Genomic DNA, 26,896 nt, shown 5'->3' with positions numbered 1-26,896 from the left:
CAGAGCCCGTGGGGTTCACAGGGCCTGCGCCGTGGTCCCCTTGGCAATGATGGGGCCGGTCGGCCTCCCTGTCGGCGAGCCTGTCGCGGGTTCCAGGGTGATCTCGAAGAGCTGATCCTTGCCAAGCGGCAGCTGGTCCAGCCTGAGATGGGTCGAGCGGGCACGCTCGATCAGTCCCACCGAGCGCGGGCCCACCGCGCGGTCCCACAATGTCCAGATTTCGAGGGCCTTGCCTTCGGGAACATGGATCGCCTGCAGCGGCACCATCTCGACCCTGCCGTCGGCGAAGGTGTTGACGACTGCTGCAGCGACGCTGGCCTCGGTCATCAGCACTGCGACCATCACGGGCTGGCGCCTGGCCCGATCGAGGGCGTTGAGGAGACCTGCAGCCAGAACGATTGTCGCCAGCGCTCCGGCGACTGCTGCGCCGCGCCAGAGGAAGAGGCTGTTCCACCAATCGGACAGGCGGCTGGCTGCTGGCGCCGCGGGGCGCGACGCCCGAGCCGGTGCTACGCTGCTCATGCTTGTGGGAGCCGCCTGCTGCGCGACCGTCGCCAGCTCGGTCTCGATCCGGCTCCATAGCGCCGCTGGCGGCTCGATGGGCGCGGCGGTGGCATCGATGGCCGCGAAGTGAACGCGCCAGCGCTCGACCGCTGCAGCCAGATCGGGGTCGGCCTCGAGCTGCTGGTCGAAGGCCGTGAGGTCGGCCCCCTCGATCAGGCCGAGCGCATATTCGCCCGCCAGCGCGGTGCGCTCCTCCGGGCCGAGAGATCTGGTGGAGGAGGGGCTCATCCGAGGCACTCCTTGAGCGAGATCAGGGAGCGGCGAATCCAGGATTTGACGGTGCCGATCGGCATTTTGAGGCGCCCCGCGATCTCGCCATGGGTCAACCCCTGGACGAAGGCAAGCAGCACGATGCCGCGCCGCTGCGGCGGCAGCGTCTCCAGGCAGGCGCGGAGTGCCTTGGCGTCGGACAGTTTCGACATCACCGTCTCAGGATCGTCCTCTTCGCTCGCGGTTTCCTCGGCGACAGGCATATCGGTGGTTTCCGTGCGCTTCTCATCCCGCAGGATCGAGAGCGAGCGGTTGCGCAGGATCGCGTAGATCCAGGTCAGGCCGGCACCGCGCTGCGGATCGAACCGCGTCGCATGTCGCCAGATCAGGACGAAGGCATCCTGCACTGCCTCCTCGGCCAGCGCGCGCCGCTTGAGCAGACGCTGGGCCACCCCGATCATACGCGCGGCCTCGGCGTCGTAGATGCGCTTGAGCGCAAGTTTATCTCCGGAGGCACAGTCGCGCAGCGCGGTTTCGATGTCCGTAGCCTTTGGCGGCACTACGGTGTTCATCGCCATCCCTGTCTCCTCCTCGGCGCAGTGCCCGAGGCGTGCGCGAATAGATGAATACGCGGCTCAGCCAGCTTCGGATGCGTCTCAGTTTTTTGTTTTTTCCGTCGCATCCGCCCCTGTGCCGCAAGCTTACCCCAATTGGGTGCCGCGCCGGATCAGGCGGCGAACAGCCCTCGAAACAATGCGACAGACGATTCGGAGGATAACATGCAGATTGCACGCGCCACACGCCTCGCGCTGATTGCTTCCACGATTCTGGGGGCTTCCTTCGCCGCGACCTTGGCAGCCCCTGCCGGAACCCTCGCCGCCCTGACGGGCGACGACACGCTGACAATGATCGATACGGCGACGCAGAAGGCGGGCAAGTCCATCAAGGTCACTGGCGTGACCGGCAAGATCGCCGGCATCGATGTCCGCCCCGCCGACGGAATGCTCTACGCGCTGTCGACCGACGGCACGATCTTCACGGTCGATACGGCGAGCGGGAAAGCGACGATGAAGTCGAAGATGGATACCCCGCTTGCCGCCGGCACCATGGCGACCGTCGATTTCAACCCGGCCGCCGACCGGTTGCGCGTCATCGGCGCCGACGGCACCAACCTTCGCGTCAATGTCGAGGATGGCAAGACCACGGTCGACGGCACGTTGAAATTCGCCGAGACCGACATGCACAAGGGCGAGACGCCGATGGTCGTTGCCGGCGCCTATTCCAACTCTGTGAAGGGCACCAAGGAGACGGCGCTCTACGATATCGACGGCAAGATTGGCGGGTTGCTGAAACAGGCACCGCCGAACGACGGCGTGCTGGGCGCTGTCGGCAAGCTCGGCGTTACAGCGAAGGCGATCGCCTTCGATATCGAGACGGATGCGTCAGGCGCCAATACCGGTTGGCTGCTGGCGGACGGCACCCTGCATAAGGTCGATCTCGCAACGGGCAAGGCTTCGATGGTGGGCAAGGTCACCGGGCTGAACGGGCCGGTGCGCGACGTCGCGGCGCTGCCGGCGATGTAGGCAAGCGGGACCAAAACCGCCTCGGAGGGGCCGCCACGCCGCAGGGCGTGGCGGCCTTTCGATGTTCTATCTCGGCGCGCGGCATCGGGCATGCGATTTTCGCCATAGTTGACCCGGATGCTCGGCTTTGCCTGCTCAAGGCGAGGGAGTCGTCGATGGCGCGCGATTCGCGGTTGAATATTCTCGGTTTGCAGCGCTTCGGCCTGGGGCTGCGTCCCGGCGATCTGGCGGCGATCGGCGGCGACGCCCGGGATCTGTTTCTCGATGAGGCCAAGCGCAGGAGCGTTCCCGTTCCGATCGGCCTCGATCTCGTCGGGCAGGCGCAGATCGGATCTGCCTTCTATGCCTTCCAGGATAAGGAGAAGGCCGAGCGTGAGGCCCCGCGCCCGGCCATGCAGGCGGCGATGATACCGGCCCCGGGCGGGATGAACGGAGGGGAGGGGGCGTCGGCGCCTCCCGAGCCTCCCTTGCCGCAAAGGATCTATCGCGACGAGGTGGCCGCGCGGATGCGTGCCGGGCTGGAACCGCTCGCCGGTTTTGGCGAACGGCTGGCGCAGTTCTGGTCGAACCATTTCTGCGTCTCCGTCTCGCAAGGCAACTTCGTGCGGGTGCTGGCCGGGGCTTATGAGCGTGAGGCGATACGCCCCCATGTTTTTGGCCGGTTCGAAGACATGCTCCTGGCCGTCGAGAGCCATCCGGCCATGCTGATCTATCTCGATAATCAGCAATCGATCGGACCGAACTCTCCGGCGGGCAAGCGCCGTGGCCGCGGGCTCAACGAGAACCTCGCCCGCGAGATCATGGAACTGCATACGTTGGGTGTCTCCGGCGGCTATTCGCAAGCCGATGTGACCAGTCTGGCCCGCATCATCACGGGCTGGACAATTGCCGGCCGCGACGGCCGGCTCGGTTTTCCCGGCGTCTTTGCCTTCAATGCCGGCGTGCATGAGCCTGGGGTGCATCCGCTGCTCGGCAAGGATTATGAAGAGGCCGGGGCGGAGCAGGGGAGGCTCGCGCTGCTCGACCTCGCGCGTCATCCCGCGACAGCCCGGCATGTCGCGTTGAAGCTCGCGCGGCATTTCGTGGCGGATGATCCCCCGTCGGCGCTCGTTTCCCAGCTGGTGGAAACCTGGCGCCGTACGGAGGGCGATCTCGCCGCGGTATCGGCCGCTCTCATTCAGTCGAACGAAGCATGGGGTACGGAGGCCGCGAAGCTGCGCCAGCCGCAGGAGCTTTTGCTGGCGATGCTGCGGGCGCTTGGACGTAAGCCGGAGTTCGGTCCCATTGCAGGGGCGCTTGCGACGATGGGCCAGCCCCTCTGGCAGCCTTCCGGTCCGAATGGTTTTCCCGGAAACAACGATGCATGGGCAACGCCTGAAGGCATCAAGACGCGGATCGATGTCGCGGCTGTGTGGGGGCGTCAGGCGGCTGGCGCTGCCAGTGATCCACGGGCCCTGCTCGAGGCCGTGCTCGGCCCGCTCGCTTCAGCCGAGACCAAACAGGCGGTGGCCCGCGCCGAGAGCAAGCCGCAGGCGATCGCGCTCTTGCTGATGTCGCCCGAATTCCAGCGGAGGTGAGCCAGATGTCAGACGCAATCCGCGACGATGACGATGATTGCGAGGCGATGACACCATCACGCCGGTCCGTGCTGGGGGCGGCGAGCGCGCTCTTCGCCTGGTCATTCATGCCGAAATTCGCCCATGCGGCGGCCGGAAGTCGGGATGCGCGCTTCATCACCGTGGTGCTGCGTGGTGCGCTCGACGGCCTCACCGCCGTTCCGCCGATCGGCGATCCGAATTATGCCGATCTGCGTCAGGATATCGCGCTGCAGCGCGATGGAGCGGATGCGGCCTTGCCGCTCGATGGCTTCTTCCACCTCCACCCCGCCATGCCCAACCTCGCCCGGCTCTACGGCCAGGGGTATGCCGCGATCGTGCACGCGGCAGCGACGGGTTATCGCGAGCGCTCGCATTTCGATGGGCAGGATGTGCTGGAAAGCGGTCAGCAAGGCCCGGGGCGCGTCGATAGCGGCTGGCTCAACCGCATGATTGCGGCGCTGCCGGCTGGTGAGGCGATCGCGCGTCACGGCGTGCTCGGGGTTGGTGTGGTGCCACCATTGATCGTCAGGGGCCAGGCCCCCGTGCTGGGCTGGGCGCCGCCGGTGATGCCGCGCGCCGGAGATGATCTGATCCAGCGACTGGGCGACCTTTACGGGCAGCGTGACCCCATGCTGGCGAACGTGCTTGCGCGGGCGATCGAGACCGAGACGATCGTGCTCGGCCAGGGCATGGGCGGCGACAGGATGCGAGCACGTGGCGGCCCGGGCAATCCCCAGGGCATGGTCCAGATCGCGGAGGGAGCGGCGCGGCTCGTTGGTGCCGATGACGGTCCTCGCATCGCGGCGCTGGCCTTCGAGGGCTGGGATACCCACGCCAATGAAGGCGGCGCCAAGGGGCGGCTTGCCGGGCTGCTCGGTGGGCTCGATGGTGCGTTCAATGTGTTCGAGACCGGGCTGAAGCGGGTCTGGAAGGACACGGTCGTGATGGTTGTCACGGAGTTCGGTCGAACCGCCAGAGTCAACGGCACGGTCGGAACCGATCATGGGACCGGTACCGTCGCGTTCCTGGTCGGTGGGGCGGTCAGGGGCGGCCGTGTGATCGCCGATTGGCCAGGGCTGAAACCGGAGCAGCTCTGGGAGCAGCGCGACCTGAGGCCGACCACGGATATCCGGGCGGTCGCAAAGGGTGTCGTGACCGATCTGTTCGGCCTGTCGGGACCGGTTCTGGCCGAGAAGGTATTTCCCGGCACCGGCGATATTGCGCCGATGCCGGGCTTGGTCGTCTGATCTCGATCAGGCCCAGGCGCGCTTGGCGAGCTTGGCCTCGAAGGCGTCGATCTTCGGCGCCTTCTCCATGGTCAGGCCGATATCGTCGAGCCCGTTCAGCAGGCAGTGCTTGCGGAAGGGGTCGATGTCGAACGTCACCGTGCCGCCATCGGGGCCCTTGATTTCCTGCTTTGCGAGATCGACCGTTAGCGTCGCGTTGGAGCCGCGATCGGCGTCGTCGAAGAGCTTCTCGAGGTCTTCGGGCGAGACCACGATCGGCAGGATGCCGTTCTTGAAGCAGTTATTGTAGAAAATATCGGCAAACGAGGTCGAGATCACGCAGCGGATGCCGAAATCGAGCAGGGCCCAGGGAGCATGCTCGCGCGACGAGCCGCAGCCGAAATTGTCCCCGGCGACCAGGATCTCCGACTTGCGATAGGCTGGCTGGTTCAGCACGAAATCGGGGTTCTCTGCGCCGTCCTCGTTGTAGCGCATCTCGGCGAACAGCGCGGTGCCCAGCCCGGTGCGCTTGATCGTCTTCAGGTACTGCTTGGGGATGATCATATCGGTGTCGACATTGATCACCTTCAGCGGCGCCGGGGTTGAGGTCAGGGTGGTGAAGGGCTGCATGGCGAGGGCTCCAACAGGTCTTTCTGGCTAGGATATCGTGACGTGGCCGACAACGCGCTTCACAGCTGCGCCGTCAGGAGTTTGAAGCTGGCGAAGGTGAAGAAGGCGGCAAGGCAGGCCTCTGCACGACGGCGGATCTTGCGATAGCCTGCGATCATGGAGGCGGTCGAAAACAGCAGGGCATACCCCTGATTGATCAGAAGCGAGATCAGCAGGCAGCCGATGATGATGGCATGCACCACAACCACGGGTGTTTCCGGTCGCAAGCCGAGCGCGATGATCGCGGTCCAGCTCAAGATCGCCTTCGGGTTGGTCAGGTGCATGAGATAGCCGCGCAAATAGACGCGACGCCCCGAAACCGTGGCTTTCGGCGGGGGCATGTCTACCCGCATCGCTGAACGCGCCGAGCGCCAGGCCAGATAGAGCAGATAGACGCCGCCGACGATCTTGATGGCATAGAGCGCACCGGGATGAGCCACGATCACGGCCGAGACGCCAATGGCGGCCAGGATGCCCCAGGTCAGGGAGCCGGTTGTGACGCCGAGTGCGAGCGTCATTCCGGCGCGCCGACCGCGCTCCATCGACGTCGCCATCACGGCAAGATTGCTCGGGCCCGGGCTGGCAACTGCGAGGAAGAACGCGGAGTAGACCAGGGCCAGGCTCGGCAGATGCCGAATCAGATCGTCCATCATCGTCTATCGCTCCGCCCCGGCTTCGATCGCTTCCATGTCTTCGTCCGAAAAGCCGAAATGATGGCCGATCTCATGGACCAGGACGTGGGTGACGATGGTGCCCAGGCTCTCGTCATGTTCGGACCAGTAGTCGAGGATCGGACGGCGATAGAGATGGATCATGTTGGGCATCTGGCCCGTTTGCGGGCCCGAGCCCTGCTGTGGCAGGCCGACACCGGTGAAGAGGCCGAGGATGTCGAAGGGGCTCTCGATCTCGAGTTCCTTCAGCACATCGTCCTCGGGGAACTCGGTGACGTTGATGATCAGGTCCGCGCAGAGCGCGCGGAACTCGTCCGGCAGGCGATCATAGGCGGTCTGTGCGAGGCTTTCGAAATCAGCGGCGCTGGGCGCCTTGACGTCGTCCCAGGCAACAGCGGACGACACCTCGGCGGATGCCGAGGCGCTGGCGGATGCTTTGATCGAAGGCACGGTTCCCATCACCAGATCTTGAGCTGATGCCCCAGCCACCAGGCGAGCAGCACGACACCGACGAGCGACAGCGCGCGACCGATGCGTCTGCCCCAGAGTTCGACAGTGTCGCCTTCAGGGGCGTCCCGGCCGGAGAAGTGATCGGCGGCGCGGCCCATAGAGGAGCTCAGCAGCCCCTCCTCGTCGCGCTTGACGCGCTCCAGCACTGCCTTGGCTTTGGCGGCCCGGGCGGCTTCGCGGGGATCGCCGGTCATGACCTGTGTCCCCGCTCGCGCATCAGCCCATCTGCCTCACATCGACGAAATGACCGACGAGCGCAGCGGCTGCGGCCATTTGCGGCGAGACCAGATGGGTGCGGCCCTTGAAGCCCTGACGGCCCTCGAAATTGCGGTTCGAGGTCGAGGCGGCGCGCTGGCCGGGCTTGAGCTGGTCGGGGTTCATGCCGAGGCACATCGAGCAGCCGGGCTCGCGCCATTCGAAGCCGGCGGCGAGGAAGATCTTGTCGAGACCTTCTTCCTCGGCCTGCTGCTTAACCAGGCCGGAGCCGGGGACGATCATGGCATAGTCGAGCGAGCCGGCGATCGTCTTGCCTTCGACGATCTTGGCGACGGCGCGCAGATCCTCGATGCGGCCATTGGTGCAGGAGCCGATCCAGATCACGTCGAGCGGGATCTCGGTCATCCTGGTGCCGGGCTTCAGGCCCATATAGTCGAGCGCGCGCCATTTCGACGAACGCTTGGTCTCGTCGGCGATGTCATCCGGGTTCGGCACGCTTCCCGCGACCGAGATCACGTCCTCGGGGCTGGTGCCCCAGGAGACGATCGGCGGCAGGTTGGCGGCATCGAGCTTGACGATACGGTCGAAATGCGCGCCCTCGTCCGTGCGCAACGTCTCCCAGTAGCGCATGGCCTCATCCCAGGCAGTGCCCTTTGGGGCTTTCGGCCGGCCGTTGAGATAAGCGAAAGCCTTCTCGTCCGGCGCGATCATACCGGCACGCGCGCCGCCTTCGATCGACATGTTGCAGACCGTCATGCGGCCTTCCATCGACAGGGCGCGAATGGCCTCGCCGGCATATTCGATGACGGAGCCGGTGCCGCCCGCCGTCCCGATCTCGCCAATGATGGCGAGGGTGACGTCCTTGGCGGTGACGCCTTTGGCCAGAGTGCCGTCCACCTGGACGAGCATGTTCTTCGCCTTCTTCTGGATCAGCGTCTGGGTGGCGAGCACATGCTCGACCTCCGACGTACCGATGCCATGCGCCAGCGCGCCGAAGGCGCCATGGGTCGAGGTGTGGCTGTCGCCACAGACGATCGTCGTGCCGGGCAGGGTGAAGCCCTGTTCGGGACCGACGATGTGGACGATGCCCTGGCGGATATCGAGCTCGTTGAAATACTCGACGCCAAAGTCCTTGGCGTTCTTGGCGAGAGCCTCGACCTGGATGCGGCTCTCCTCCTCGGCGATGCCGGCCTTGCGGTCGGTCGTCGGGATATTGTGGTCGACGACGGCCAGAGTCTTCTCCGGCGCGCGCACCTTGCGGCCGGTCATGCGCAGGCCCTCAAAGGCCTGCGGGCTCGTGACCTCATGCACCAGATGCCGATCGATATAGAGCAGGCAGGTGCCGTCTTCCTGGCGGTCGACGATGTGGTCGTCGAAAATTTTGTCGTAAAGCGTGCGGGGGGCGGTGGACGACGTCATGTCGATAAGCCTCGGTCGTGGAAATCTGTGATGCCGGCGCTCAAGGCCGGCTGGCGCAACGCAAAAAGCCTGTCGCCGGCCAACGGGCCGGTCTCAGGCGCGCCTAAGGCCCGCTGCCGCCGAGGTCGTGAAACGACCGAAGAAGCGCCAGGGCAGGCGCGCGTGGTCATGCAGCGCCGCAAAATCCTGCGTCGTCGGGATGCGGCGCAGGTTCGCCTCGCGGCGCACGATGCGGCAGCAGTCATCATCACTGGGCAGGACAGTGTTCATGACGATGTTCTAGCAGTTCCAAACTGTGCCGGCAACGAAGCCGACGCCGGGCCGACCAACGCAAAACGCGGCCCCAAGGGACCGCGTTCCGGTATTCACAACAGCGCAGTGGCGCTTACTTGGCGGCCGACTTGTCGCCCTTGGCAGGCCGGGCCTCGACGCGCTCGGCGATACGGGCCGACTTGCCGCGACGATCGCGCAGGTAATACAGCTTGGCGCGACGGACCTTGCCCTTGCGCACAACCTTGATGGAATCGATATTCGGCGAATAGAGCGGGAAAACGCGCTCGACACCTTCGCCATAGGAAATCTTGCGGACGGTGAAGGCTTCGTTCAGGCCGCCGCCGTTGCGGGCGATCACGACGCCTTCATAGGCCTGAACGCGGCTGCGCTCGCCTTCCTTGACCTTGACGTTGACCTGCACGGTGTCGCCGGGCTGGAAATGCGGGATCTCCTTGCCTGCGCTCAGCTTGGCGATCTGTTCCTGGTCGATCTGCTCGATGATATTCATGGGTCTCTCCATGGCCGTTGTCGCGTGTGTTCACGCGGGCGTTACGGCTCGCTGTTTTCAGTTGAGGGGCTGGCGATACAGGAGAGGGCGAAGTTTGTCGAGGGAATTGAGGCGCCGGTGCCGCGCTATTTCGCTGCCATGCCCGCCTGCTCCTGCCTGAAGACCAGCCAGCCGAACAGAGCCATGTCCGCCAGTACCGCGAGGGCTCCCACGCCGGCGATCGGATCGCCAATCGCGTTTCCGGAATGCACCAGCGCCACGCCAACTGTCAGGACGAGCGTTCCGACGATCCAGAACCAGACCTGGATCCGCGCGCTTCTGGTGAGGTCCACGGATGGATGCAGCCGATAGAAGATACCGAACAGAAATAAGGACACCCATCCCAACAGGTTGAGATGAGCGTGCGCCGGCAACGCCGAATGATCTCGCGAGATTGCCATGACGATACCCCATATCATGCCGGCGAGGGCGATGAGAACGGCGGCGCGGAAGCTCAGATTCGATGCTTTCAAGGCAATCTCCCTCGGCGGTCAGGGATCAGAACGCGGTCGGCCGGGCCGTCTTTGGTCTATTGAGACAGGGTTTCTCTGGGCAGGATAGAAAGAGGGCAGATGGTTCGCGCGATTTCATGGCAAACTCAATGAATTGGCGCGCAGCTGGAATGAGGATGTCCCGATCGATGCAACAACACAAGGTCTGCTTGCTTCATGTTGTGACGGCGGACCAAAGCTGGTGCTGTCGCGGCAGATCTCAGCAGACCGTGAGTGTTTGCCAGGGCACGCGCCTCCATGCCTGCGCGAGGTGGTGTGCGGCGTAGCGCCTGATCGCAGGTCACTCCGGTAGCCATTTCCAATCGGATTCGGAATACCGTGCCCGCATTCACGCGCTTTGCTGGGGCGCTGCCAGGGCGCATAGCGTAGACGGGCCCGTGTTCGTCTCTGTTTCGGATCGCTTCAATGCCTCAGGACATCGCCAAAGTTGCTCTCGTCACCGGCGCCGCGCGCGGCATCGGGTTGGCGACCGCGAAACGCTTTCTGGCCGAGGGCTGGCAGGTCGCCCTGCTGGATATCGACGGGGCGACGCTGACATTGGCGATGGCGGAGCTCAATGCACCGGAGACGACGCTGGCGCTGACCTGCGACGTTGCCGAGGCGGCCGCGGTCGAAGGCGCCTTCAAGGCACTGATGCAGCGCTTTGGCCGGCTCGATGCCCTGGTGAACAATGCGGGCACCGCCGTGTTCAAGCCGATCCTGGAGACGACGCTTTCAGAATGGCAGCGCGTGCTCGCGGTCAACCTCACCGGACCCTTTCTCTGCACGCAGGTCGCGGCACCGCTGATGGCGGATACGGGCGGCGGCGCGATCGTCAACATCACCTCGATCTCCGGCCTGCGCGCCTCGACCTTGCGTGTCGCCTACGGCACCAGCAAGGCGGCTCTTGCCCATCTCACCAAGCAGCAGGCGGCCGAACTCGCCAGCCTCGGAATCAGGGTCAACGCGGTTGCGCCGGGGCCGGTCGACACCGCAATGGCCAAAGCGGTCCACAGCCCGGAAATCCGGGCCGACTACCATGACGTCATCCCGCTCAACCGCTACGGGCGGGAAGAAGAGCTCGCCGAGGCGATCTTCTTCCTCTGCTGCGAGAAGGCCAGTTACATCACCGGCCAGACGCTCGCGGTCGATGGCGGCTTCGACGCGGTCGGAATCGGACTGACGACATTGCGCGGTGAAAGGCGCAATCGCTGATGTCATGACCGAGGGCGGCAAGGGGACGCTTGGCGAAAGCTAAGGAACCGGAGGCGAGCAGGTGAAGGCGCGGGAAACAATCCCTCTGTGGCAGAGGGCTTTCCCGCTCTTTCAATGAACGGACGGAGTGCTCGGGTTCCGGGCTTGATCCTTCGGAACTCTTCGCAACGCCTGCATCACACGGCAAAGGGCTCCATCAGGATATAGGTGCCATCCGCCCGTTGATGCTTGTCGATCAGGGGGACCAACCGCACGAAATGCTCGGTGCGGCAATGCGCATCGAGGGCGGCGCGATCCGGCCACTCCTCGATGAAGATGAAGTGCCCAGGGTCCTTCTGGTCGATGAAGAGATCATAGGAAATGCAACGCTCTTCGAGCCGGGTCTTTTCGACCAGCTCCTCATAGAGGGGCATGACAAGCCCGATGGCCTCGGTCTTGATGAAATCCTGGGCGATCACCTTCAGCACGGGCATTCCTCTTGCATTGCGAGCCTCGCCGATCGGTCGCAATTTGCAAACACCACCGGCGGACTTTCCATCCTGCGCCGCCCGCCCTTCTGAAAGGTGAGCCATTCGCCGGATGCCGGGGATATCGAGCGGCTTCCGACACGGTTCAAGACTGTCCTGCAGCACTGGCTTGGGCGGGTGCGAGAGGTCACGCCGGGAACATTCTGCTTGCGCTGCGCGGCCAACAGCGCGAACCTTTGCCTCGACATCCCTCTTCGACGGCCGCCCGACCCAGTCGGGCCTGAGCGACCGCCGCCTTTCCGGCGTGGGCGCTGTGACATCGTTCTCGTCGGTTCTTCGCCGCGTTGCGCCGGGCGTCAGCTCTGGGGCTGGTGCGCGGCCACAACCCGAAGGAGGACGCTATGGCTGCGACATCAGGCAATGGAGGTTCGGCCACCGGCAAGAGAGCTTCGGGGCCGCGATGCATCGCCATCGTTGGTCCCTTTCAGAGCGGCAAGACGACCCTGCTCGAGAGCATTCTGGAGCGCTGCGGCGCGGTTTCACGGGCCGGCTCCGTCAAGGCGAAGAACAGTGCCGGCGATGCCTCTGCGGAGGCACGTGCTCACCAGATGAGCACCGAGCCGAATGTCGCGACCGTCGATTTCCTCGGGGAGAGCTACAGCTTCATCGATTGCCCCGGTTCGGTCGAGTTCCTGCACGAGATGCGTCACGTCCTGCCTGTCGTCGATGCCGCGGTCGTGGTGTGCGAGGCGGACGACCGCAAGGCACCGGCGCTCGAACTCGTCCTGCGCGAGCTCGAGGAGGCGGATATTCCGCGTTTCCTGTTCCTCAACAAGATCGACACGGCGACGCGCCGGGTGCGCGAGACGCTTGGCATCCTGCAGCGCGCCTCCCGTACGCCGCTGCTGCTGCGTCAGATCCCGATCTGGCAGAAGGGCATCGCCGTCGGTTTCATCGACCTCGCCCTCGAGCGAGCCTTCATCTACCGCGAACATGCGCCGAGCGAGATCGTGCCGCTCGGGTCGGAGGAGGTCGGCCGCGAGAAGGAGGCGCGCTTCTCGATGCTGGAGAAGCTTGCGGACTATGATGATGAGCTGATGGAGGATCTGCTTGGCGATATGGAGCCGCCGCAGGACCGCATTTTCGATGATCTCGCACGGGAGTTGCAGCACCGCCACGTCGTGCCGGTGCTGATTGGCGCGGCCGAGCGTGGCAACGGCGTCACGCGGCTGCTCAAGGCCCTGCGGCATGAAGCGCCTTCGCTCCCGGAAACCCGCGGGCGCATCGGCGTCGTCGAGGATGGCGCGCCGCTGGCGCAGGTGATGAAGACCTGGCATTCAAGTCAGGGCGGCAAGATCTCACTGGCCCGCGTGCTGCGCGGGCGGCTCGCCGAGGGCGATGTCGTGACCTCGTCCAGCGGCGTGGAGACGCGCATCGGCGGTGTCATCGAGCTGAGGGGAGCCGAGCAGATGCGCAAGCCAGCAGCAGAAGAGGGGCAGGTTGCCGCCTTTTCCCGGCTGGAAGGCGTGCGCACGGGGGATGCGCTGGCTGTTGGCAAGGTCCGTCCGGGCGTCGTGACGTCGGTCGCTCCGCCCGAGCCGGTCCATGCGCTGGGGATCAGCGTCAAGGATCGCAAGGATGACGTCCGGCTCACGGCTGCGCTCGGGCGCATCGCAGAGGAAGATCCTGCGCTGACCGTGTCGCATCTGCCGGAGTTCGGCGAGGTGCGGCTCTCGGGGCAGGGCGAGATGCATTTGCGCGTGACGATGGAGCGGTTGTCCGGGCGCTACGGCGTTTCGGCTCAGAATCACCCGCCTGAGATCGGTTATCGTGAAACCATTCGCGGCAAGGCCAGCGCGCGTGGGCGGCATCGCAAGCAGAGTGGCGGGCATGGCCAGTATGGCGACGTGGTGCTCGAGGTGGCGCCGCTCGAGCGCGGCGAGGGCATTCGTTTTGTCGACCGCATCACGGGCGGCGTCGTGCCGAGGCAGTACATCTCTTCCGTCGAGGCCGGTGTGCGGGATTTCTGCCAGAACGGCCCGCTTGGCTTCCCACTTGTCGATATCGAGGTAACATTGACGGACGGCTCTTACCATACCGTCGATTCCTCCGACATGGCGTTCAGGCAGGCGGCGCGGCTGGCCATGGCGGACGCGGTCCCGCAGGCCAGATCCGTGCTGCTCGAGCCGATCCTTGCTGTCGAGGTCGTCATTCCATCGGATGCGATGTCACGGGCCTCAGCCATCGTTTCTGCAAGGCGCGGCCAGATCCTGGGCTACGACGCTCGCCCGGGATGGCGTGGCTGGGATCAGATCAACGCCCTGATCCCGGAAGCGGAAATGGGCGGCCTGATCGTCGAGTTGCGCTCGGCGACCTCGGGCGTCGGATCCTTCAGCGTCAGGTTCGACCATCTTGCTGAACTCGCCGGCAAATCGGCTGATGCCGTCGTGGCAGCGCAAGCCCTGGCGCATGGGCGCTGAAACCCAGGTGTGACCAAATAGGTTCATATATAAACCTTGTGGAGACAACAAAGCGGCGGGCGCTTGCGCCCGCCGCTTTCGTTCCGCACTGTATGGTTACAACAAGGCAGAAACGCCCGCGGGAGTGGGGGAAATGCCTGCGAGAGGGGAGGAGCGACGATGAATGTGACGAGCGCCGCGCAGGCAGCAGCGGATTCGCGGCCCTGGCTCGCGCATTATCCGCCGGCCGTTCCGCCGGTGATCGATGAGGCCAAGGTTGGAACGCTCGCCGATCTGATCAGTCATGCCGTCACGACCTATGCCACGCGCCCGGCCTTCGAGAGCTTCGGCAAGGCGATCAGTTTCGCCGAAGTCGGGAAAGCCGCCCGCGCCTTCACCGCCTGGCTGCAGGCCCGCGGCTTCAAGAAGGGCGACCGCATCGCGTTGATGATGCCCAACATCCTGGCCAATCCGGCCGCGATCTTCGGAACGCTGCTCGGCGGCTACACGGTGGTGAACGTCAACCCGCTCTATACGGCCCGCGAGCTGACCCATCAGCTCAACGACTCGGGCGCCCGCGTGCTCGTGGTGATCGAGAATTTTGCCCATGTCGTCGAGGAGGCTCGACCGAATCTCAAGCTCGACCAGATTGTTCTGGCGACAGCCGGCGATCTGATGGGCTTCAAGGGAGCCATCGTCAATTTCGTGGCTCGCAGGATCAAGAAGGTCGTCAAGTCGTACAACCTGCCGGGCGCAATCTCGTTGAAGAGCATTCTTGCCGGTCCATCGACCATGACGCCGGTCGTTGTCCTGCCCGAGGATGTCGCCTTCCTGCAGTATACCGGCGGCACGACTGGCGTCGCCAAGGGCGCGACCCTGACCCATCACAATGTCGCATCCAATGTCGAGCAATGCGCGCTCTGGCTGGGCTGGGGACTCGAGCCTCCGCTCGGGCGCAGCGACTACCAGCACGTCATGATCACGGCGCTGCCGCTCTACCATATCTTCGCGCTGACCTGTTGCTGCATGTTCATGCTGCGGATCGGCGCAAAGGGGCTCCTGATCGCCAATCCGCGCGACATTGCGGGCTTCATCAAGATCTTGCAATCGAGCCGCTTCACGCTCTTCTCTGGCGTCAACACGCTCTACAATGCACTGGCCAACCACCCCGAGATCGAGAATGTCGATTTCTCGGAATTGCGTTTTGCCGTGGCGGGCGGCATGGCGACGCAAGCGGTGGTCGCCAAGCGCTGGCGGGAGGTGACCGGGCGGCCGATCGTCGAGGGCTACGGTTTGTCTGAGACCTCGCCAGTCGCCTCGGCCAACCGGCCGGATATCGCGGAGTTCACCGGCACGATTGGTTATCCGCTGCCCTCGACCGACTTCGCGATCCGGAATGCCGACGGCAATGACATGCCGATGGGCGAGCCGGGCGAGGTCTGCATCCGCGGCCCGCAGGTCATGCGCGGCTATTGGCAGCGGCCAGACGAGACCGCGAAGGTGATGACGTCGGACGGCTATTTCCGCTCAGGTGATATTGGCGTTCTGCTGCCCGACGGGCAGGTCAAGATTGTTGACCGGATGAAGGACATGGTGCTGGTCTCCGGCTTCAACGTCTACCCGAATGAGGTCGAGGACGTGCTTGCGACCCATCCGGGCGTGCTCGAATCTGCCGTCATCGGACTGCCTGACGAGCATTCCGGCGAAGCGGTGACGGCTTTCGTGGTCAAGAAGGACCTCAGCCTGACAGCCGAGGAGTTGCGCAGCTTCTGCAAGGACAATCTCACCGGCTACAAGGTGCCGAAGCAGATCATCTTCCGTGACAGCCTGCCGAAGACCAATGTCGGCAAGGTGCTGCGCCGAGCGCTGCGCGAGGAGGTCACGGCCAAAGGCTGAGCGGCACGACTTGATCGAGCCGGCGGGCTTGACTAGCGTTTGCATGGAATCCGGTTGCCGTGATCGTGCAGCGCCGACCTTCCCGCCGCTCGGAACAAGGTAGCTGTTTGCCCCGTCGACTCATCGAACTGCCGCTGCTGCGCCGCCTCAAGCCCGGGCTCTATGTCCATGACGAGGAGGCGCTGAATGCTGAGCCGGCGATCGGGCTGCTCGATACTCCGATCACACCGGTCGACGCCTTCTTCATTCGCAACAATGGCGCTTTGCCAGAGATTGCTGCCCCTGAAGCATGGACGCTGACGCTCGACGGGGAGGTTGAGCGGCCCGCGACCTGGACGCTTCCGGAGCTGCAGCAGGCGTTCGAGACCGTTACTGTCACCGCCGTGCTCGAATGCGCCGGCAACGGGCGCGTGCAGTTCTCGCCCAGGACCGACGGGCTGCAATGGCGGCTCGGCGCGGTGGGCTGCGCGCGCTGGACCGGGGTTCGGCTCAAGGACCTGCTGGCTCATGCGGGCTTGCTGCCGAGCGCTATCTATACGGCGCATTACAGTCCCGACCGGGCGATCAAGGACGAAACCAAGGACGCGCTCTCGCGAGGCCTGCCGATTGCCAAGGCGTTGAGCGACGAGACGCTCGTCGCCTTCGCCATGAATGACGAGCCATTGCCGCGCCTGCATGGTGGACCTCTGCGCATCGTCGCGCCCGGTTTTCCCGGCTCTGCCTGGCAGAAATGGCTGGACCGGATCACCATCCGCGCTTGCGAGCATGATGGCGAGAAGATGCGAGGCACCGATTATCGCATGCCGGCCATACCGATTCATCCGGGGGAGGCGATCGACGAAAGCCGGTTCGCCGTGCTCACGGACATGCCTGTGAAGTCGCTGGTGACGGCGCCCCTCGAGGGCTTCACGGTTGCGGCCGGAACGCCATTCGCGGTTCGCGGCTTTGCCTGGAGCGGAGTGGTCCCGGTCGTAGCCATGGAACTATCGTCCGATGGCGGTAAAACCTGGTGCGACGTCGCACTCGAGCCGGCGGAGGGCGTATTCGCCTGGCGCTGTTTCCAGACGATGCTGGCCATTGCGGTGCCGGGGCCGGTGACGATCATGGCTCGCGCGTGGGATGCCGAAGGCCGGGTTCAGCCACTCGATACACCCTGGAATCCACGCGGCTACTGCAACAATCAGGTGCAGCGCGTGGTTGGAATGGTGCGCTGATCGCGCCATTCCATGCTTTCGCTGTCAGGCTGCCAGCAGGGCGTTGCCATTGGCGCCGGTAGCCCAGGCTTCGACGATCTCTCCGGCCGCCACGTCCCGCGCGAAGCGGAGCAGCGTGAAATCCTCGGCGCGGCCGGTATTGCCGCGTTCCGTCAGCACGCTGAGTGGCCGGCCGATGCGGGCCTGCAGATGGCGCGCATGGGCTGCCTTCGCCGCAGTGCGCAGGCGTGCCGCCCGGTCGCTGACGATCTCGCCGGGCAGTTGCGGCATCCGGGCGGCCGGTGTGCCGGGCCGGGCCGAATAGGGAAAGGCGTGAACATAGCTCAGGCCGCACTCGTCGATCAGCGAGAGCGAGCGGGCAAACATCGCCTCATCCTCGGTCGGGAACCCGGCAATGAGATCGGCGCCGAAGACGATGTCGGGGCGCAGCTCCCGCATCTCCGCGCAAAACCTGACGGCGTCTTCACGGAGATGCCGCCGCTTCATCCGCTTCAGGATGAGGTCGTCACCGGCCTGGAGCGAGAGATGCAGGTGCGGCATCAGCCGTGGCTCGGTCGCGATGGCCTCGCGCAACGCATCGTCGACCTCGACCGCGTCGATCGAGGAGAGGCGCAGGCGCGGCAAGGCGGGCAGGGCGCGCAGGATGGTTTGCACGAGTTCGCCGAGCGTCGGGATGTCGGGCAAATCCCGACCATAGCTCGTCAGGTCGACGCCGGTCAGCACGATCTCGCGGGTGCCATTCTCGACGAGCTTGCGGCACTGGCCGAGAACCGCTGCGACGTCGAGCGAGCGTGAGTTGCCCCGGCCGTAGGGAATGACACAGAAAGTGCAGCGATGGTCGCAGCCGTTCTGGACCTGAACGAAGCCGCGGGTATGCGCAGCAAAGGCGTTGGGCGACAGCGTCCGCAGCGTGGTCTCGCGCATGATGTCGGAGACGGTCGTCTTGTCGTCGGGATTGGCCTCTGCGTCTGAAACCAGGCTGTTCGATCGGGCGAGCGATATCCAGGTTTCAGCCTGCATTTTCTCGGCATTGCCGAGGATGCGCGCCGTCTCCGGCATTGCCGCGAAGACGCCGGCTTCCACCTGCGCGGCGCATCCGGTCACGATGACGGGCCTGTCAGGCTGTTCGCGCTTGAGGCGCCGGATGGCCTGGCGTGCCTGCCGCACAGCCTCCGTCGTCACGGCACAGCTGTTGACGATGGCGACGTCCCCCAGGCCGGCAGCCTCGGCCTGGGTCGTGATTGCCTCGCTCTCGACGATGTTGAGGCGACAGCCGAAGGTGACGACTTCGAGCGCCATCAGGCCGCGCTTTCGAACAGTGCCGGTTCGAGCACGCCCTCCCACTCGAAGGCGACTGGGCCGGTCATCAGGACATGGTCGTCGCTCGCACGCCATTCGATGATGAGATCGCCGCCGGGCAAGCTGACCACCGCTTTGCGCGCCGACAGTTCGCGCCGCACCGCAGCGACGAGCGCAGCGCACGCACCGGAGCCGCAAGCCTGGGTGATGCCGGCCCCGCGTTCCCAGACGCGCAGCACGATATGGTCGGGAGCCTTCACCGCAGCGAGCTCGATATTGGCCCGATCAGGGAAGATCGGGTGGTTTTCGAGCAGAGGGCCGATCTGCTCCAGGTTGAAGGCGTAGGGATCGTCCACGAAGAAGACGGCGTGCGGGTTGCCCATATTGACCGCGCAAGGCGTGTGCAGTATCGGCGCGTCGATCGGCCCGATCTGGAGCTCGAAGCGACTGGTATCGTGGAAAGGATCTGCCAGCGGGATCTCGTCCCAGGCCAGCTTGGGCCGGCCCATGTCGATGGTGAAGACGAGGTCGTCGATACGCGAGGCGGGAAGCAGTCCCGATTTGGTTTCGAGCAGCAGCTCGCGCCGGTTGTCGTCGCCCATCTGCGGATCGGCCAGCATGGCCCAGGCGACGCAGCGGGTGCCATTGCCGCAAGCGCCGGCTTCCGAGCCGTCCGTGTTGTAGATGCGGATGAATGCGTCGGTGCCGGGCGTGCGCGCATCGTGCAGCACCATCAATTGGTCGAAGCGCGCGCGCGGCTCGGCGGCGATGGCGCGCGCCTCCGCTTCGCTGACTTTCAGCTTTGTGCCGCGCAGGTCGAGCACGGTGATCTGGTTGCCGAGCCCGTTCATTTTCAGGAACCGGCGATGCGCCAATGCGTTCATTTGGTCACAGGTCCAACAAAGAGCGGCTATATGAGGGAGCTGACGCGAAAAAGCCACCCTTGCAGCCGTTCCTGCGCGCCGACGGACATTCTATGCTGCGGCGCAAGGGCGCGAATCGCTCCTCTCTGTCAGGGCTAAGATGATGCGGCATTTCCGGGTTGGAATTCTGGCTGTCGCAGGCGTGCTCGCCGCCGGCTCCCTCGCCATCGCACAAACCCGGGTGGCTCCGCCCACCCCGGTGGAAGCCGCTCCCCTTGCGCCGCCGCCGGGCGCCGCATCTCCCAGCCCGCCACCGGTCCAGGCGGTGCCTGTGCAGGCGCCGACACAAGCCCCGGCAGACAGTCTGACACCCCCGCCCGTGCCGCTGCCGGCGCCGCCTGTGACGCCGCCACCATCGGCGGGCCAACCGGTGCCGAGCGGGCCGATCCCGCAGGGCGCTGCGCCGCCGCCTCCCGCACCGCCTCCGCCTCTGGTACCAGCCCCGGCAACGCCGGAAGCTCCGCCAGCTCCGCCGCTGCCTGCTCCTCCGGTGACGCCGCAGCAGCGCCAGTCGACCGTGGCGCCCGATCCGAATGCGACGCTCGCGGGCAAGCCGGGCGACCCGAGCGACGTCGACGAGGTGCAACTGGTTCCGAAGCCGGTATTGGCGATCTCCGGCCAGTCGAGCTGGGATCAGGGCTTCCAGCGTTTGGTCGAGAGTTTCCGTATCCTGCGCGAGCAGGCGTCACGATCGGCGCTTTCGGTCGCGGGCCGGCCGCTGACGCTCTTCATCGAGACGGACGACAACGGCTTCCGCTTCGAGGCTATGCTGCCTGTGGATCGGGCGCCCGATGGCGCGGTACCGCTCGCCAACGGTGTGCGGTCGAGCACGAGCCCGGCCGGGCTCTCGCTACGCTTCGTGCATACGGCGCCCTATGACGACATCGATTCCACCTATGAGACGATCACGGCCTATCTCGAGGCCAAGAACATCAAGGTGAAGGACGCTTTCCTCGAGGAATATGTCACCGATCTTAAGGACCCGGGCGATCCGAACCTCGAGATCAACGTCTACGTGCAACCGCAATAGGCTTTGGCTTTAGCGAGCATCTTGCTTCGGCCGGCAGCTCTCAGCCGGTCGGGGGCGTGCCGCCAGCAGATCGTCCTCAGGCGTTCCAGCTCAGTCCGGGGCGCATAGGCCGAAAGCGCTCCTCGGGCAGGTTCGCTTGCGCAAGGGCGAGCTTCAGGGCTTCGGGCGGGCGCTCGATGCCTTCGTCGGTCAGTTGGAACGTGCCCCAGTGGTGTCCGAGCGCCTGCTCGGCGCGGAGCGAGAGCATGACCCTGACGGCTTCTTCGGGGTTCATGTGGTTGTCCCCCATGAACCAGCGCGGTTCGTAAGCGCCGATCGGCAGCACGGCCAGGCGGAACGGGCCAAGCTCGGCACCGAGCCGCTCGTAGAGCGAGCCGTCGTGATAGCCGGTGTCGCCGATATGGAAGACCTTGCCCACTGGGGTTTCGATGACGAAGGAGCACCAGAGCGCCATGCGGCGGTCGAGCGCGCCGCGCGCGGACCAGTGATAGGTCGGAACCAATGTCGCGGAGACGGCGTCGGACAGGGCGACCTTCGCTTTCCAGTCATAGGCCTCGGCGTGGATGGCGGGATTGCGGGCGCGGATGATCGTGTCGTTGCCGAGCGGCATGATCATGCGCGGCTTGTCGCGCCGGTGGAGCGCGTCGAGCGCCGCGAGGTCGAGATGGTCGTAATGATTATGCGTGATCAGCACGACATCGATCTTCGGCAGGTCGTCGAAGGCAACGCCCGGAGCGTTCACGCGTCGTGGGCCAGCGAAGGAGAAGGGGCTGGCGCGCTCGGAATAGACCGGGTCGACCAGCACATTGAGCCCGGCGATCTGGTAGAGGAACGAGGCGTGGCCGAGATGGACGATGCGCAGGCCCTCGACGCGCGCAGGCGGCTTGTCCTGCGTCGGGGCCGGGTAATGCGCCGGAAAGGCCTCGCGCTCGCGCTTAGAGGTCTGCCATCTCAGGACGTCGAGCAGGCCCTTGTTGACCGGGCGGCCATCGGTGAAGCGCAGTCCGTCGAAATTCTCGCTGACCGGCCCTTGGTAATAGGGGTTGCGCGAGCGTGAGAATGCGGCCCAGGCCATACCAGTCGAGCTGAGCAAGGCGGAGACACCGAGAAGCGAGAGGAGTTTGCGGCGGTTCATGGCGGGAGAAGTGGGGCCTGTTGCGGCGGGGTCAAGCCCTGCAATCCTGCGCCGGAAAGAGGGCCCCGCCCACAGGAAACCGCATCGTCACGGCATCTTGAACGCTGTGACATGCAGCCAATCGGTCGGCTCGCGGTCATAGCCGCTCCCGGTTTCCTCGTCGATGTCGAGCCTGGACCAGCGTCCGGCGCCGTAGGCGCCGCGCAGCCATTCGGGCGACGGATAGTTGAAATAGCGGCCAAAGCGGTCGCGGCCGTCCTGCTCTCCAGCCTTGAAGCTGGCATAGAAGACGCCGGCAGGTTTCAGCGCGGCATGCACGCGCGCGATCATGGCAGGCAGGGCTGCGCGGGGGACGTGGAGCAGGCAGGCATTGGCCCAAATTCCGTCAAAGGCCTCATGCTCGGCAAGCTCCTCGAACAGGAGGACGGCGACCGGACGACCGAGGCGGCGCTCCGCCTGTGCCGCAAGTTCTGGAGAGCCATCGGTTGGTATGACGTCGAAGCCCTGCGCCAGCAGCGCCTCGCTGTCCTGTCCAGCACCGCAGCCGAGCTCGAGCACGCGCCCGCCGGGCGGCAGCAGCGACATGAAGCTCTGAAGCCGCGCGCCGCTCGCCTCCTGGCCGCGCGAAGCATAGGCCTCGGCTTCGCTGGCGTAGAAATCGAGCGTGTTCGCGTCCTTGCCGTCGCGCATGCGGGCTGCTCGGTCCGTTGTCAGTGGTTGCTCGAGCGCATCGCCACAGTTGCGATGCCGGCGCCGATCAAGAGCGTTCCGCCGGCCTTGTTGAACAGGCCGATCGCGCGCGGATTGCTGACCACCGAACGGGCACGCGAGGCGATCAGCGCGTAGCCCAATGCATTGGCGAAGGCGAGGGTGATGAAGGTCGCCTCGAAGATCAGCATCTGCGTCCAGAAGTCGGCCTTGGCGTCGAGGAACTGCGGCAGGAAGGCGACGAAGAAGGTGATGCCCTTCGGGTTGAGGGCCGTCACCAGCCAGGCATGCCGAAGCATCTTCAACGCTGAGGTGGCATCCTTGCGCGGTTCGGCATTGAGGCTGCCGCCGGCGCGGAAGAGCTTCACGCCGAGATAGACGAGATAGGCTGCGCCCACCCATTTCAGCGCGGTGAACACGGTGGCCGAGGTTGCCAGCAGAGCGCCGACGCCCAGCATGGACAGCGTCATCGCCGTGAAATCGCCGAGCGCGACGCCAACCGCCATCGGGAAGGCGGTGCGCCAGCCCTGGCCAAGGGCATAGGATATCACGAGCAGGATCGTGGGGCCCGGAATAACGAGCAGGACGGCGGTTGCGGCTGCGAAGGCGGCCCAGGTTTCGAAGGTCATGGTGAGACTCCGGAGATTGCAGGCCGAGCAATCCCGAGGCCGGAGACTTTGTAAAGAGGCGGCCGCAGCTTCAGCCGCCGCGGCCGGTGTCAGGTGCGATGCGGCCTCAGCGACGAGCGCTTGAGATGAACTTGCACATCGCCGCGCGGGTGCCGCCTTCCTCCGCGATCTGTCCCGGCTGCACGGTGAAGACAATGTCGACCCGCGTACCCTTGCCGCTCGGGCGCGCCGTCACACGAAGCGTTTGCGGGCGGCCGGATCCGGTCACTTCCTGGAGCGCGGAAATCGTGCCGAGCGATTTGTCGACCTGGATGCCCTCGAAGCCGTCGGCCGCCACGGCCCTGGCAAGTGCGGGCAGCACCGCGGCCGGCGGGCGGTTGGGAATAAGGTCCCAGGTCCGATAGGTGAGGGCGGTGAGCATCGGAACACCGGCCGATTTGAAGTTGGTGGCGCAGGGCTGAGCCTGAGCCTGAGACAGGCCGACAAACAGGGTAGCTGCCGCAAGGGCGATCGATTTCGGCGCAGCGTAAGGCATCTCGCAATCCGTATCCTACTGGGGGAATGCGACACCTACCGTCCTGCAACCTGCCTGTCACCTTCAGCGCGAACCCTGCGTAAGCTTTCCACCGGAACGAGCGGCCCGGCATCCACCGTTCTGCGGGGTTGCGGATCCGCTGCGACAACCAGGGCCCAATAGGCGCGGTATTGGGTGCGCGGGTCCTTTGCCAGTGCAATGCCAAAGCGCGTCGCCTCGGGCATCCGCAGATTCGCGTCATGTCCCGATGATCGGCGCCAGCCCGCAAAGGCCTCTTCGGTGGAATAATAGCCGCCGCCCAGGTTCTCGGCTGCGCGGCCCGTATTGAGGCCGGCCGCATGCACGCGGGCCGTGAAGTTGCCGCCGATATCATGCGAGAGGGCGTTGCCGGCGACCATCGCGTCCGCCTGGCGCTGGGCCATGGCCGTCAACGTAGGGTCGAGCCGCATGGGGCCGAGTCCAAGGCTGGCGCGGTAGGTGTTCAGGATTCGGGTTGCTGCGGCGCGGTCGACCTGGACCGCGGCCAGCTTCTCGGCGGATTTGGGATTGATGGGCCCCGTGTGCAGCGGTTCTGTGGCGCAGCCAGCGGCCAGGAGGGCGACGGTGAGAAGGGCAGCAGCGGCGGTTCGTGTCATGCGACCAGTGCGATTCGATGGTTGATCGGGCAAGATGAGCTAGCGGCCAATCGCGGCGAGATTGCCACCATGCGCCTGCAATCTTGACTTTCGCCCCATTCTGACGCTTTAACCCCAGCATTCGTTTCGCCGACATCGACGAGACCGCATCCGCCGACCGGGCCGCTCGCATGAGCCATGAGAGCCCGGAGGTCAACGCCCGACAGCGCGTCAGCGCCCTCGGGCGCGAAACCGCTTGGGGGTGATGTCCGTTCTGTCGGGTGAAAGAGCCGTACAAAACCGACAAGGGGCCGCATGTTCGGCACATTGAGCGACAGACTCTCCGGCATCCTCTCGGGTCTGACCCGGAGGGGCTCGCTGACCGAGGACGACGTCAACGCAGCCCTGCGCGAGGTTCGCCGCGCGCTGCTGGAGGCGGATGTCGCACTCGAGGTCGTGCGCAGCTTCACCGACAAGGTGCGTGAACGCGCGGTCGGCGCTGAGGTTCTGAAATCGGTCACGCCCGGCCAGCAGGTCATCAAGATCGTCAACGACGTCCTGATCGACACCCTTGGTGGCGAGGGCGAGGGCATCACGCTCGATTCGGTGCCGCCGGTGCCGATCCTGATGGTCGGCCTGCAGGGCTCGGGCAAGACCACCTCGACCGCCAAGATCGCCAAGCGCCTCAGCGACCGCCACAAGAAGCGGGTGCTGATGGCCTCGCTCGACACGCGCCGCCCGGCCGCGATGGAGCAGTTGGCCATCCTCGGTCAGCAGGTCGGCGTCGATACGCTGCCGATCGTCGCCGGCCAGTCGGCCGTACAGATCGCACGCCGCGCGATCGAAGCCGGCAAGCTCGGCGGTTTCGACGTCGTGATGCTCGACACCGCCGGTCGCGTCACGCTCGACGAGGCGCTGATGGCGGAAGTCGCCGATGTGAAGGCTGCGACGAATCCGCATGAGGTCTTGCTCGTCGCCGACGCGCTGACCGGCCAGGACGCGGTCAATACGGCGCGCGCCTTCGACGCCCGCGTCGGGCTCACCGGTATCGTGCTGACCCGTATGGATGGCGATTCTCGGGGTGGCGCAGCGCTCTCGATGCGCGCCGTCACCGGCAAGCCGATCAAGCTGGTCGGCACCGGCGAAAAGACCGATGCGCTCGAGGATTTCCATCCCTCGCGTGTCGCCAATCGCATCCTCGGCATGGGCGATATCGTTTCGCTCGTGGAGAAGGCGGCCGAGACGGTCGATGCCGACAAGGCGCAGGCGCTGGCTCAGCGCCTGGCCAAGGGCAATTTCGACCTCGGCGACCTGCGCACGCAACTGCAGCAGATGGAGAAGATGGGCGGCTTCGGCGGCGTCATGGGCATGCTGCCCGGCATGGGGCAGATGAAGAACCAGCTCGCCAATGCCAAGGTCGACGACAAGATGATCGCCCGCCAGATCGCGATCATCAATTCGATGACGGCAGCCGAGCGCAAGAATCCGGATCTGCTCAAGAACAGCCGCAAGAAGCGTATCGCCGCCGGCTCCGGCACCTCGCCGGAAGCGATCAACAAGCTGCTCAAGATGCACCGCGGCATGGCGGACATGATGAAGCAGATGGCCCGCCAGAAGGGCGGCATGCTCGGCAAGCTTGGCCAGATGTTCGGCATCGGCGGTGGCGGGATGCCGCCAGGCATGCCTGATCCATCCAAGATGGACCCGGCCCAGCTCGCGGATCTGCAGAAGCAGCTCGGCGCGGGCGGCGGGCTGCCTTCCCTGCCTCCCGGCGGTTTCCCCGGCCTGCCCAAGGGCGTGACGCCGCCCGCCGGCATGATGCCGAAACTGCCCGGATTGGGCGGTTTGCCCGGCCTCGGCGGCAATCCGTTTGGTGGGAAGAAGAAGTGATTCCCGTCCTCGAGACCAAGCGCTTGGTGATGCGCGGCTGGGCCAAGGGCGATTTCGATCGTGTGGCCGCGTTCCTGGGCGACGAGCAGCTCACCCGTTTCGTCGGTGGTGCCAGCGGGCGGGACGATGCCTGGCGTCGCTTTTCCAGCATGGCCGGCCATTGGTCCCTGCTGGGTTTCGGTCTCTGGGCTCTGGAGGCCAAGGAAGACGGCCGCCTCGTCGGCTGGTGCGGGCTGCTCTCACCGGAAGGCTGGCCCGAACCGGAGATCGGCTGGAGCCTTTTCGCAGGCGAGCATGGGCGCGGTTACGCGACCGAAGCTGCCTTGCGCGCCCGTGACTATGCCTATCGTGACTTGGGCTGGACGACGCTGATGAGCTTCATCCATCCCGACAATCGACCCTCGATCCGGGTCGCCGAGCGTCTCGGCGCCAGATTCGAGAAACCCTTCGTAATCCGTGGCTGGGAGGTCGGCATCTACCGGCACCCGGCCGCCGAGCCTGCGAAACTGAAGCCTGCAAACCTGAACTGACTGGAGATAATCATGTCCCTGAAGATCCGCCTCACCCGCGGCGGCGCCAAGAAGCGCCCCTATTACCGCATCGTCGTCGCCGACGCCCGCTCGCCCCGCGATGGCCGCTTCATCGAGAAGATCGGCGCCTATGATCCGATGAAGGCGAAGGATTCGCCGGAGCGTGTCGTGCTCGACCTCGAGAAGGCCAAGGCCTGGATCGCCAAGGGCGCCCAGCCGACCGATCGCGTCCTGCGTTTCCTCGATGCTGCTGGCCTGGTGAAGCGTCCGGCCCGCAACAACCCGGCGAAGGCCGTTCCCGGCGAGAAGGCCAAGGAGCGCGCCGAGAAGAAGGCCGAGAAGGCCGCTGCTCCGGCTGAAGCTGCTGAGTGAATC

General features: G+C 65.3%; 29 protein-coding genes. 11 read left to right on the top strand and 18 right to left on the bottom strand.

Annotation, left to right across the window (positions count from 1 at the left end; translation table 11 throughout):
- Window positions 1–15 precede the first annotated feature (15 nt).
- On the bottom strand, window positions 16–792 hold the full coding sequence (locus AB4099_RS02525; protein WP_113512202.1) for an anti-sigma factor: 777 nt from the start codon (window positions 790–792) through the stop codon (window positions 16–18).
- Window positions 789–1,352 carry a sigma-70 family RNA polymerase sigma factor gene (locus tag AB4099_RS02520; RefSeq protein ID WP_113512200.1) on the bottom strand — a complete coding sequence of 188 codons (564 nt, stop codon included), beginning with the start codon at window positions 1,350–1,352 and terminating at the stop codon, window positions 789–791. Before AB4099_RS02520 ends, AB4099_RS02525 begins: the two co-directional genes overlap by 4 nt.
- A 201-nt stretch (window positions 1,353–1,553) precedes the next feature.
- On the opposite strand from AB4099_RS02520, the gene AB4099_RS02515 reads away from it, so the two are divergent.
- The 3 genes from AB4099_RS02515 to AB4099_RS02505 all read left to right on the top strand — a co-directional run bounded on the left by AB4099_RS02515 (window position 1,554) and on the right by AB4099_RS02505 (window position 5,202).
- Window positions 1,554–2,357, top strand: coding sequence for a DUF4394 domain-containing protein (locus AB4099_RS02515; RefSeq protein ID WP_441476920.1), 804 nt, complete (start codon window positions 1,554–1,556; stop codon window positions 2,355–2,357).
- 155 nt (window positions 2,358–2,512) lie between these two features.
- Entirely contained in the window at window positions 2,513–3,934 is a 1,422-nt protein-coding gene (locus AB4099_RS02510) for a DUF1800 domain-containing protein (protein WP_113512196.1), read from the top strand.
- A 5-nt stretch (window positions 3,935–3,939) separates the two neighbouring features.
- On the top strand, window positions 3,940–5,202 hold the full coding sequence (locus AB4099_RS02505) for a DUF1501 domain-containing protein (RefSeq protein WP_441476919.1): 1,263 nt from the start codon (window positions 3,940–3,942) through the stop codon (window positions 5,200–5,202).
- A 6-nt stretch (window positions 5,203–5,208) separates the two neighbouring features.
- Here the strand turns inward: AB4099_RS02505 and leuD are convergent, their stop codons facing one another.
- The 8 genes from leuD to AB4099_RS02465 all read right to left on the bottom strand — a co-directional run bounded on the left by leuD (window position 5,209) and on the right by AB4099_RS02465 (window position 9,959).
- Window positions 5,209–5,811, bottom strand: coding sequence for a 3-isopropylmalate dehydratase small subunit (leuD, locus tag AB4099_RS02500; protein ID WP_043233564.1), 603 nt, complete (start codon window positions 5,809–5,811; stop codon window positions 5,209–5,211).
- A 59-nt stretch (window positions 5,812–5,870) separates the two neighbouring features.
- Window positions 5,871–6,500: a LysE family translocator gene (locus AB4099_RS02495; protein WP_113512194.1), complete on the bottom strand. Its 630-nt coding sequence runs from the start codon at window positions 6,498–6,500 to the stop codon at window positions 5,871–5,873.
- A gap of 6 nt (window positions 6,501–6,506) precedes the next feature.
- Window positions 6,507–6,980 (bottom strand): metallopeptidase family protein, encoded by a 474-nt coding sequence (locus AB4099_RS02490; protein ID WP_113512192.1) that lies wholly within the window; start codon window positions 6,978–6,980, stop codon window positions 6,507–6,509.
- Complete coding sequence (locus AB4099_RS02485; RefSeq protein WP_441476918.1) at window positions 6,980–7,225, bottom strand: hypothetical protein; 246 nt, start codon at window positions 7,223–7,225, stop codon at window positions 6,980–6,982. Before AB4099_RS02485 ends, AB4099_RS02490 begins: the two co-directional genes overlap by 1 nt.
- A 22-nt stretch (window positions 7,226–7,247) precedes the next feature.
- A complete protein-coding gene (gene leuC / locus AB4099_RS02480) occupies window positions 7,248–8,666 on the bottom strand; it encodes a 3-isopropylmalate dehydratase large subunit (protein ID WP_441476917.1) in 1,419 nt (472 codons plus the stop codon).
- Between the two features lie 93 nt (window positions 8,667–8,759).
- Window positions 8,760–8,936 (bottom strand): hypothetical protein, encoded by a 177-nt coding sequence (locus tag AB4099_RS02475; protein WP_441476916.1) that lies wholly within the window; start codon window positions 8,934–8,936, stop codon window positions 8,760–8,762.
- A gap of 115 nt (window positions 8,937–9,051) precedes the next feature.
- Window positions 9,052–9,447 (bottom strand): 50S ribosomal protein L19, encoded by a 396-nt coding sequence (gene rplS, locus AB4099_RS02470; protein ID WP_043233560.1) that lies wholly within the window; start codon window positions 9,445–9,447, stop codon window positions 9,052–9,054.
- 125 nt (window positions 9,448–9,572) lie between these two features.
- Window positions 9,573–9,959 (bottom strand): hypothetical protein, encoded by a 387-nt coding sequence (locus tag AB4099_RS02465; RefSeq protein WP_441476915.1) that lies wholly within the window; start codon window positions 9,957–9,959, stop codon window positions 9,573–9,575.
- A gap of 444 nt (window positions 9,960–10,403) precedes the next feature.
- Between AB4099_RS02465 and AB4099_RS02460 the strand changes: the two genes are divergently transcribed.
- Window positions 10,404–11,192 carry an SDR family NAD(P)-dependent oxidoreductase gene (locus AB4099_RS02460; RefSeq protein ID WP_441476914.1) on the top strand — a complete coding sequence of 263 codons (789 nt, stop codon included), beginning with the start codon at window positions 10,404–10,406 and terminating at the stop codon, window positions 11,190–11,192.
- Between the two features lie 176 nt (window positions 11,193–11,368).
- On the opposite strand, the gene AB4099_RS02455 is transcribed toward AB4099_RS02460, so the two are convergent.
- Window positions 11,369–11,659 carry a putative quinol monooxygenase gene (locus AB4099_RS02455; RefSeq protein ID WP_113512306.1) on the bottom strand — a complete coding sequence of 97 codons (291 nt, stop codon included), beginning with the start codon at window positions 11,657–11,659 and terminating at the stop codon, window positions 11,369–11,371.
- 401 nt (window positions 11,660–12,060) lie between these two features.
- Here AB4099_RS02455 and AB4099_RS02450 point away from each other — a divergent pair, with 401 nt between their 5' ends.
- From AB4099_RS02450 to AB4099_RS02440, 3 genes are all read left to right on the top strand, one after another.
- Complete coding sequence (locus tag AB4099_RS02450) at window positions 12,061–14,139, top strand: elongation factor G (RefSeq protein WP_441476913.1); 2,079 nt, start codon at window positions 12,061–12,063, stop codon at window positions 14,137–14,139.
- Between the two features lie 159 nt (window positions 14,140–14,298).
- Complete coding sequence (locus AB4099_RS02445) at window positions 14,299–16,014, top strand: AMP-binding protein (protein WP_441476912.1); 1,716 nt, start codon at window positions 14,299–14,301, stop codon at window positions 16,012–16,014.
- Window positions 16,015–16,121: 107 nt separating this feature from the next.
- On the top strand, window positions 16,122–17,228 hold the full coding sequence (locus AB4099_RS02440; RefSeq protein ID WP_441476911.1) for a sulfite oxidase: 1,107 nt from the start codon (window positions 16,122–16,124) through the stop codon (window positions 17,226–17,228).
- A gap of 24 nt (window positions 17,229–17,252) precedes the next feature.
- Here the strand turns inward: AB4099_RS02440 and mtaB are convergent, their stop codons facing one another.
- Together mtaB and dapF are read right to left on the bottom strand one after the other, a co-directional pair.
- On the bottom strand, window positions 17,253–18,527 hold the full coding sequence (gene mtaB / locus AB4099_RS02435; RefSeq protein ID WP_441476910.1) for a tRNA (N(6)-L-threonylcarbamoyladenosine(37)-C(2))-methylthiotransferase MtaB: 1,275 nt from the start codon (window positions 18,525–18,527) through the stop codon (window positions 17,253–17,255).
- Window positions 18,527–19,411, bottom strand: coding sequence for a diaminopimelate epimerase (gene dapF, locus AB4099_RS02430; RefSeq protein WP_441476909.1), 885 nt, complete (start codon window positions 19,409–19,411; stop codon window positions 18,527–18,529). The genes mtaB and dapF overlap by 1 nt, the downstream gene beginning before the upstream one ends.
- Window positions 19,412–19,940: 529 nt before the next feature.
- Here dapF and AB4099_RS02425 point away from each other — a divergent pair.
- Window positions 19,941–20,480, top strand: a complete 540-nt coding sequence (locus AB4099_RS02425; RefSeq protein WP_162767990.1) for a GyrI-like domain-containing protein — start codon at window positions 19,941–19,943, stop codon at window positions 20,478–20,480.
- Window positions 20,481–20,556: 76 nt separating this feature from the next.
- Here the strand turns inward: AB4099_RS02425 and AB4099_RS02420 are convergent, their stop codons facing one another.
- The 5 genes from AB4099_RS02420 to AB4099_RS02400 all read right to left on the bottom strand — a co-directional run bounded on the left by AB4099_RS02420 (window position 20,557) and on the right by AB4099_RS02400 (window position 24,122).
- A complete protein-coding gene (locus tag AB4099_RS02420) occupies window positions 20,557–21,615 on the bottom strand; it encodes an MBL fold metallo-hydrolase (protein ID WP_113512169.1) in 1,059 nt (352 codons plus the stop codon).
- Window positions 21,616–21,702: 87 nt separating this feature from the next.
- The gene (locus tag AB4099_RS02415; protein ID WP_441476908.1) at window positions 21,703–22,305 is read right to left on the bottom strand and encodes a class I SAM-dependent methyltransferase; all 603 of its coding nucleotides are present in this window, start codon (window positions 22,303–22,305) and stop codon (window positions 21,703–21,705) included.
- A gap of 20 nt (window positions 22,306–22,325) precedes the next feature.
- On the bottom strand, window positions 22,326–22,952 hold the full coding sequence (locus AB4099_RS02410; RefSeq protein ID WP_441476907.1) for a LysE family translocator: 627 nt from the start codon (window positions 22,950–22,952) through the stop codon (window positions 22,326–22,328).
- Between the two features lie 106 nt (window positions 22,953–23,058).
- Window positions 23,059–23,487 carry a hypothetical protein gene (locus tag AB4099_RS02405; protein WP_441476906.1) on the bottom strand — a complete coding sequence of 143 codons (429 nt, stop codon included), beginning with the start codon at window positions 23,485–23,487 and terminating at the stop codon, window positions 23,059–23,061.
- Window positions 23,488–23,522: 35 nt separating this feature from the next.
- Window positions 23,523–24,122: a CAP domain-containing protein gene (locus AB4099_RS02400; protein ID WP_441476905.1), complete on the bottom strand. Its 600-nt coding sequence runs from the start codon at window positions 24,120–24,122 to the stop codon at window positions 23,523–23,525.
- 294 nt (window positions 24,123–24,416) lie between these two features.
- On the opposite strand from AB4099_RS02400, the gene ffh reads away from it, so the two are divergent.
- Genes ffh through rpsP form a run of 3 tightly spaced genes read left to right on the top strand, consistent with a single transcriptional unit; the run spans window position 24,417 to window position 26,893 of the window.
- Window positions 24,417–25,991 carry a signal recognition particle protein gene (gene ffh / locus AB4099_RS02395; RefSeq protein WP_113512161.1) on the top strand — a complete coding sequence of 525 codons (1,575 nt, stop codon included), beginning with the start codon at window positions 24,417–24,419 and terminating at the stop codon, window positions 25,989–25,991.
- Window positions 25,988–26,521 carry a GNAT family N-acetyltransferase gene (locus tag AB4099_RS02390; RefSeq protein ID WP_441476904.1) on the top strand — a complete coding sequence of 178 codons (534 nt, stop codon included), beginning with the start codon at window positions 25,988–25,990 and terminating at the stop codon, window positions 26,519–26,521. The genes ffh and AB4099_RS02390 overlap by 4 nt, the downstream gene beginning before the upstream one ends.
- Window positions 26,522–26,533: 12 nt before the next feature.
- A complete protein-coding gene (gene rpsP, locus AB4099_RS02385; RefSeq protein ID WP_113512159.1) occupies window positions 26,534–26,893 on the top strand; it encodes a 30S ribosomal protein S16 in 360 nt (119 codons plus the stop codon).
- Window positions 26,894–26,896 lie beyond the last annotated feature (3 nt).

The sequence above is a fragment of the Allobosea sp. 2KB_26 genome (assembly GCF_052115715.1).
In the GTDB taxonomy this organism is placed as follows: domain Bacteria; phylum Pseudomonadota; class Alphaproteobacteria; order Rhizobiales; family Beijerinckiaceae; genus Allobosea.
Note: the sequence above shows the minus strand (reverse complement) of the source record. Positions and strands in the feature narration are given on the sequence as shown.

Coding starts and splice junctions, on each gene's coding strand:
- AB4099_RS02475 (WP_441476916.1), bottom strand. CDS start 8,936: ATGAACACTGTCCTGCCCAGTGATGATGACTGCTGCCGCATCGTGCGC.
- AB4099_RS02400 (WP_441476905.1), bottom strand. CDS start 24,122: ATGACACGAACCGCCGCTGCTGCCCTTCTCACCGTCGCCCTCCTGGCC.
- leuD (WP_043233564.1), bottom strand. CDS start 5,811: ATGCAGCCCTTCACCACCCTGACCTCAACCCCGGCGCCGCTGAAGGTG.
- AB4099_RS02495 (WP_113512194.1), bottom strand. CDS start 6,500: ATGGACGATCTGATTCGGCATCTGCCGAGCCTGGCCCTGGTCTACTCC.
- AB4099_RS02415 (WP_441476908.1), bottom strand. CDS start 22,305: ATGCGCGACGGCAAGGACGCGAACACGCTCGATTTCTACGCCAGCGAA.
- mtaB (WP_441476910.1), bottom strand. CDS start 18,527: ATGGCGCTCGAAGTCGTCACCTTCGGCTGTCGCCTCAACATCGTCGAG.
- AB4099_RS02505 (WP_441476919.1), top strand. CDS start 3,940: ATGTCAGACGCAATCCGCGACGATGACGATGATTGCGAGGCGATGACA.
- ffh (WP_113512161.1), top strand. CDS start 24,417: ATGTTCGGCACATTGAGCGACAGACTCTCCGGCATCCTCTCGGGTCTG.
- AB4099_RS02405 (WP_441476906.1), bottom strand. CDS start 23,487: ATGCCTTACGCTGCGCCGAAATCGATCGCCCTTGCGGCAGCTACCCTG.
- AB4099_RS02515 (WP_441476920.1), top strand. CDS start 1,554: ATGCAGATTGCACGCGCCACACGCCTCGCGCTGATTGCTTCCACGATT.
- rplS (WP_043233560.1), bottom strand. CDS start 9,447: ATGAATATCATCGAGCAGATCGACCAGGAACAGATCGCCAAGCTGAGC.
- AB4099_RS02520 (WP_113512200.1), bottom strand. CDS start 1,352: ATGGCGATGAACACCGTAGTGCCGCCAAAGGCTACGGACATCGAAACC.
- dapF (WP_441476909.1), bottom strand. CDS start 19,411: ATGAACGCATTGGCGCATCGCCGGTTCCTGAAAATGAACGGGCTCGGC.
- AB4099_RS02410 (WP_441476907.1), bottom strand. CDS start 22,952: ATGACCTTCGAAACCTGGGCCGCCTTCGCAGCCGCAACCGCCGTCCTG.
- rpsP (WP_113512159.1), top strand. CDS start 26,534: ATGTCCCTGAAGATCCGCCTCACCCGCGGCGGCGCCAAGAAGCGCCCC.
- leuC (WP_441476917.1), bottom strand. CDS start 8,666: ATGACGTCGTCCACCGCCCCCCGCACGCTTTACGACAAAATTTTCGAC.
- AB4099_RS02485 (WP_441476918.1), bottom strand. CDS start 7,225: ATGACCGGCGATCCCCGCGAAGCCGCCCGGGCCGCCAAAGCCAAGGCA.
- AB4099_RS02490 (WP_113512192.1), bottom strand. CDS start 6,980: ATGGGAACCGTGCCTTCGATCAAAGCATCCGCCAGCGCCTCGGCATCC.
- AB4099_RS02445 (WP_441476912.1), top strand. CDS start 14,299: ATGAATGTGACGAGCGCCGCGCAGGCAGCAGCGGATTCGCGGCCCTGG.
- AB4099_RS02460 (WP_441476914.1), top strand. CDS start 10,404: ATGCCTCAGGACATCGCCAAAGTTGCTCTCGTCACCGGCGCCGCGCGC.
- AB4099_RS02510 (WP_113512196.1), top strand. CDS start 2,513: ATGGCGCGCGATTCGCGGTTGAATATTCTCGGTTTGCAGCGCTTCGGC.
- AB4099_RS02420 (WP_113512169.1), bottom strand. CDS start 21,615: ATGAACCGCCGCAAACTCCTCTCGCTTCTCGGTGTCTCCGCCTTGCTC.
- AB4099_RS02450 (WP_441476913.1), top strand. CDS start 12,061: ATGGCTGCGACATCAGGCAATGGAGGTTCGGCCACCGGCAAGAGAGCT.
- AB4099_RS02525 (WP_113512202.1), bottom strand. CDS start 792: ATGAGCCCCTCCTCCACCAGATCTCTCGGCCCGGAGGAGCGCACCGCG.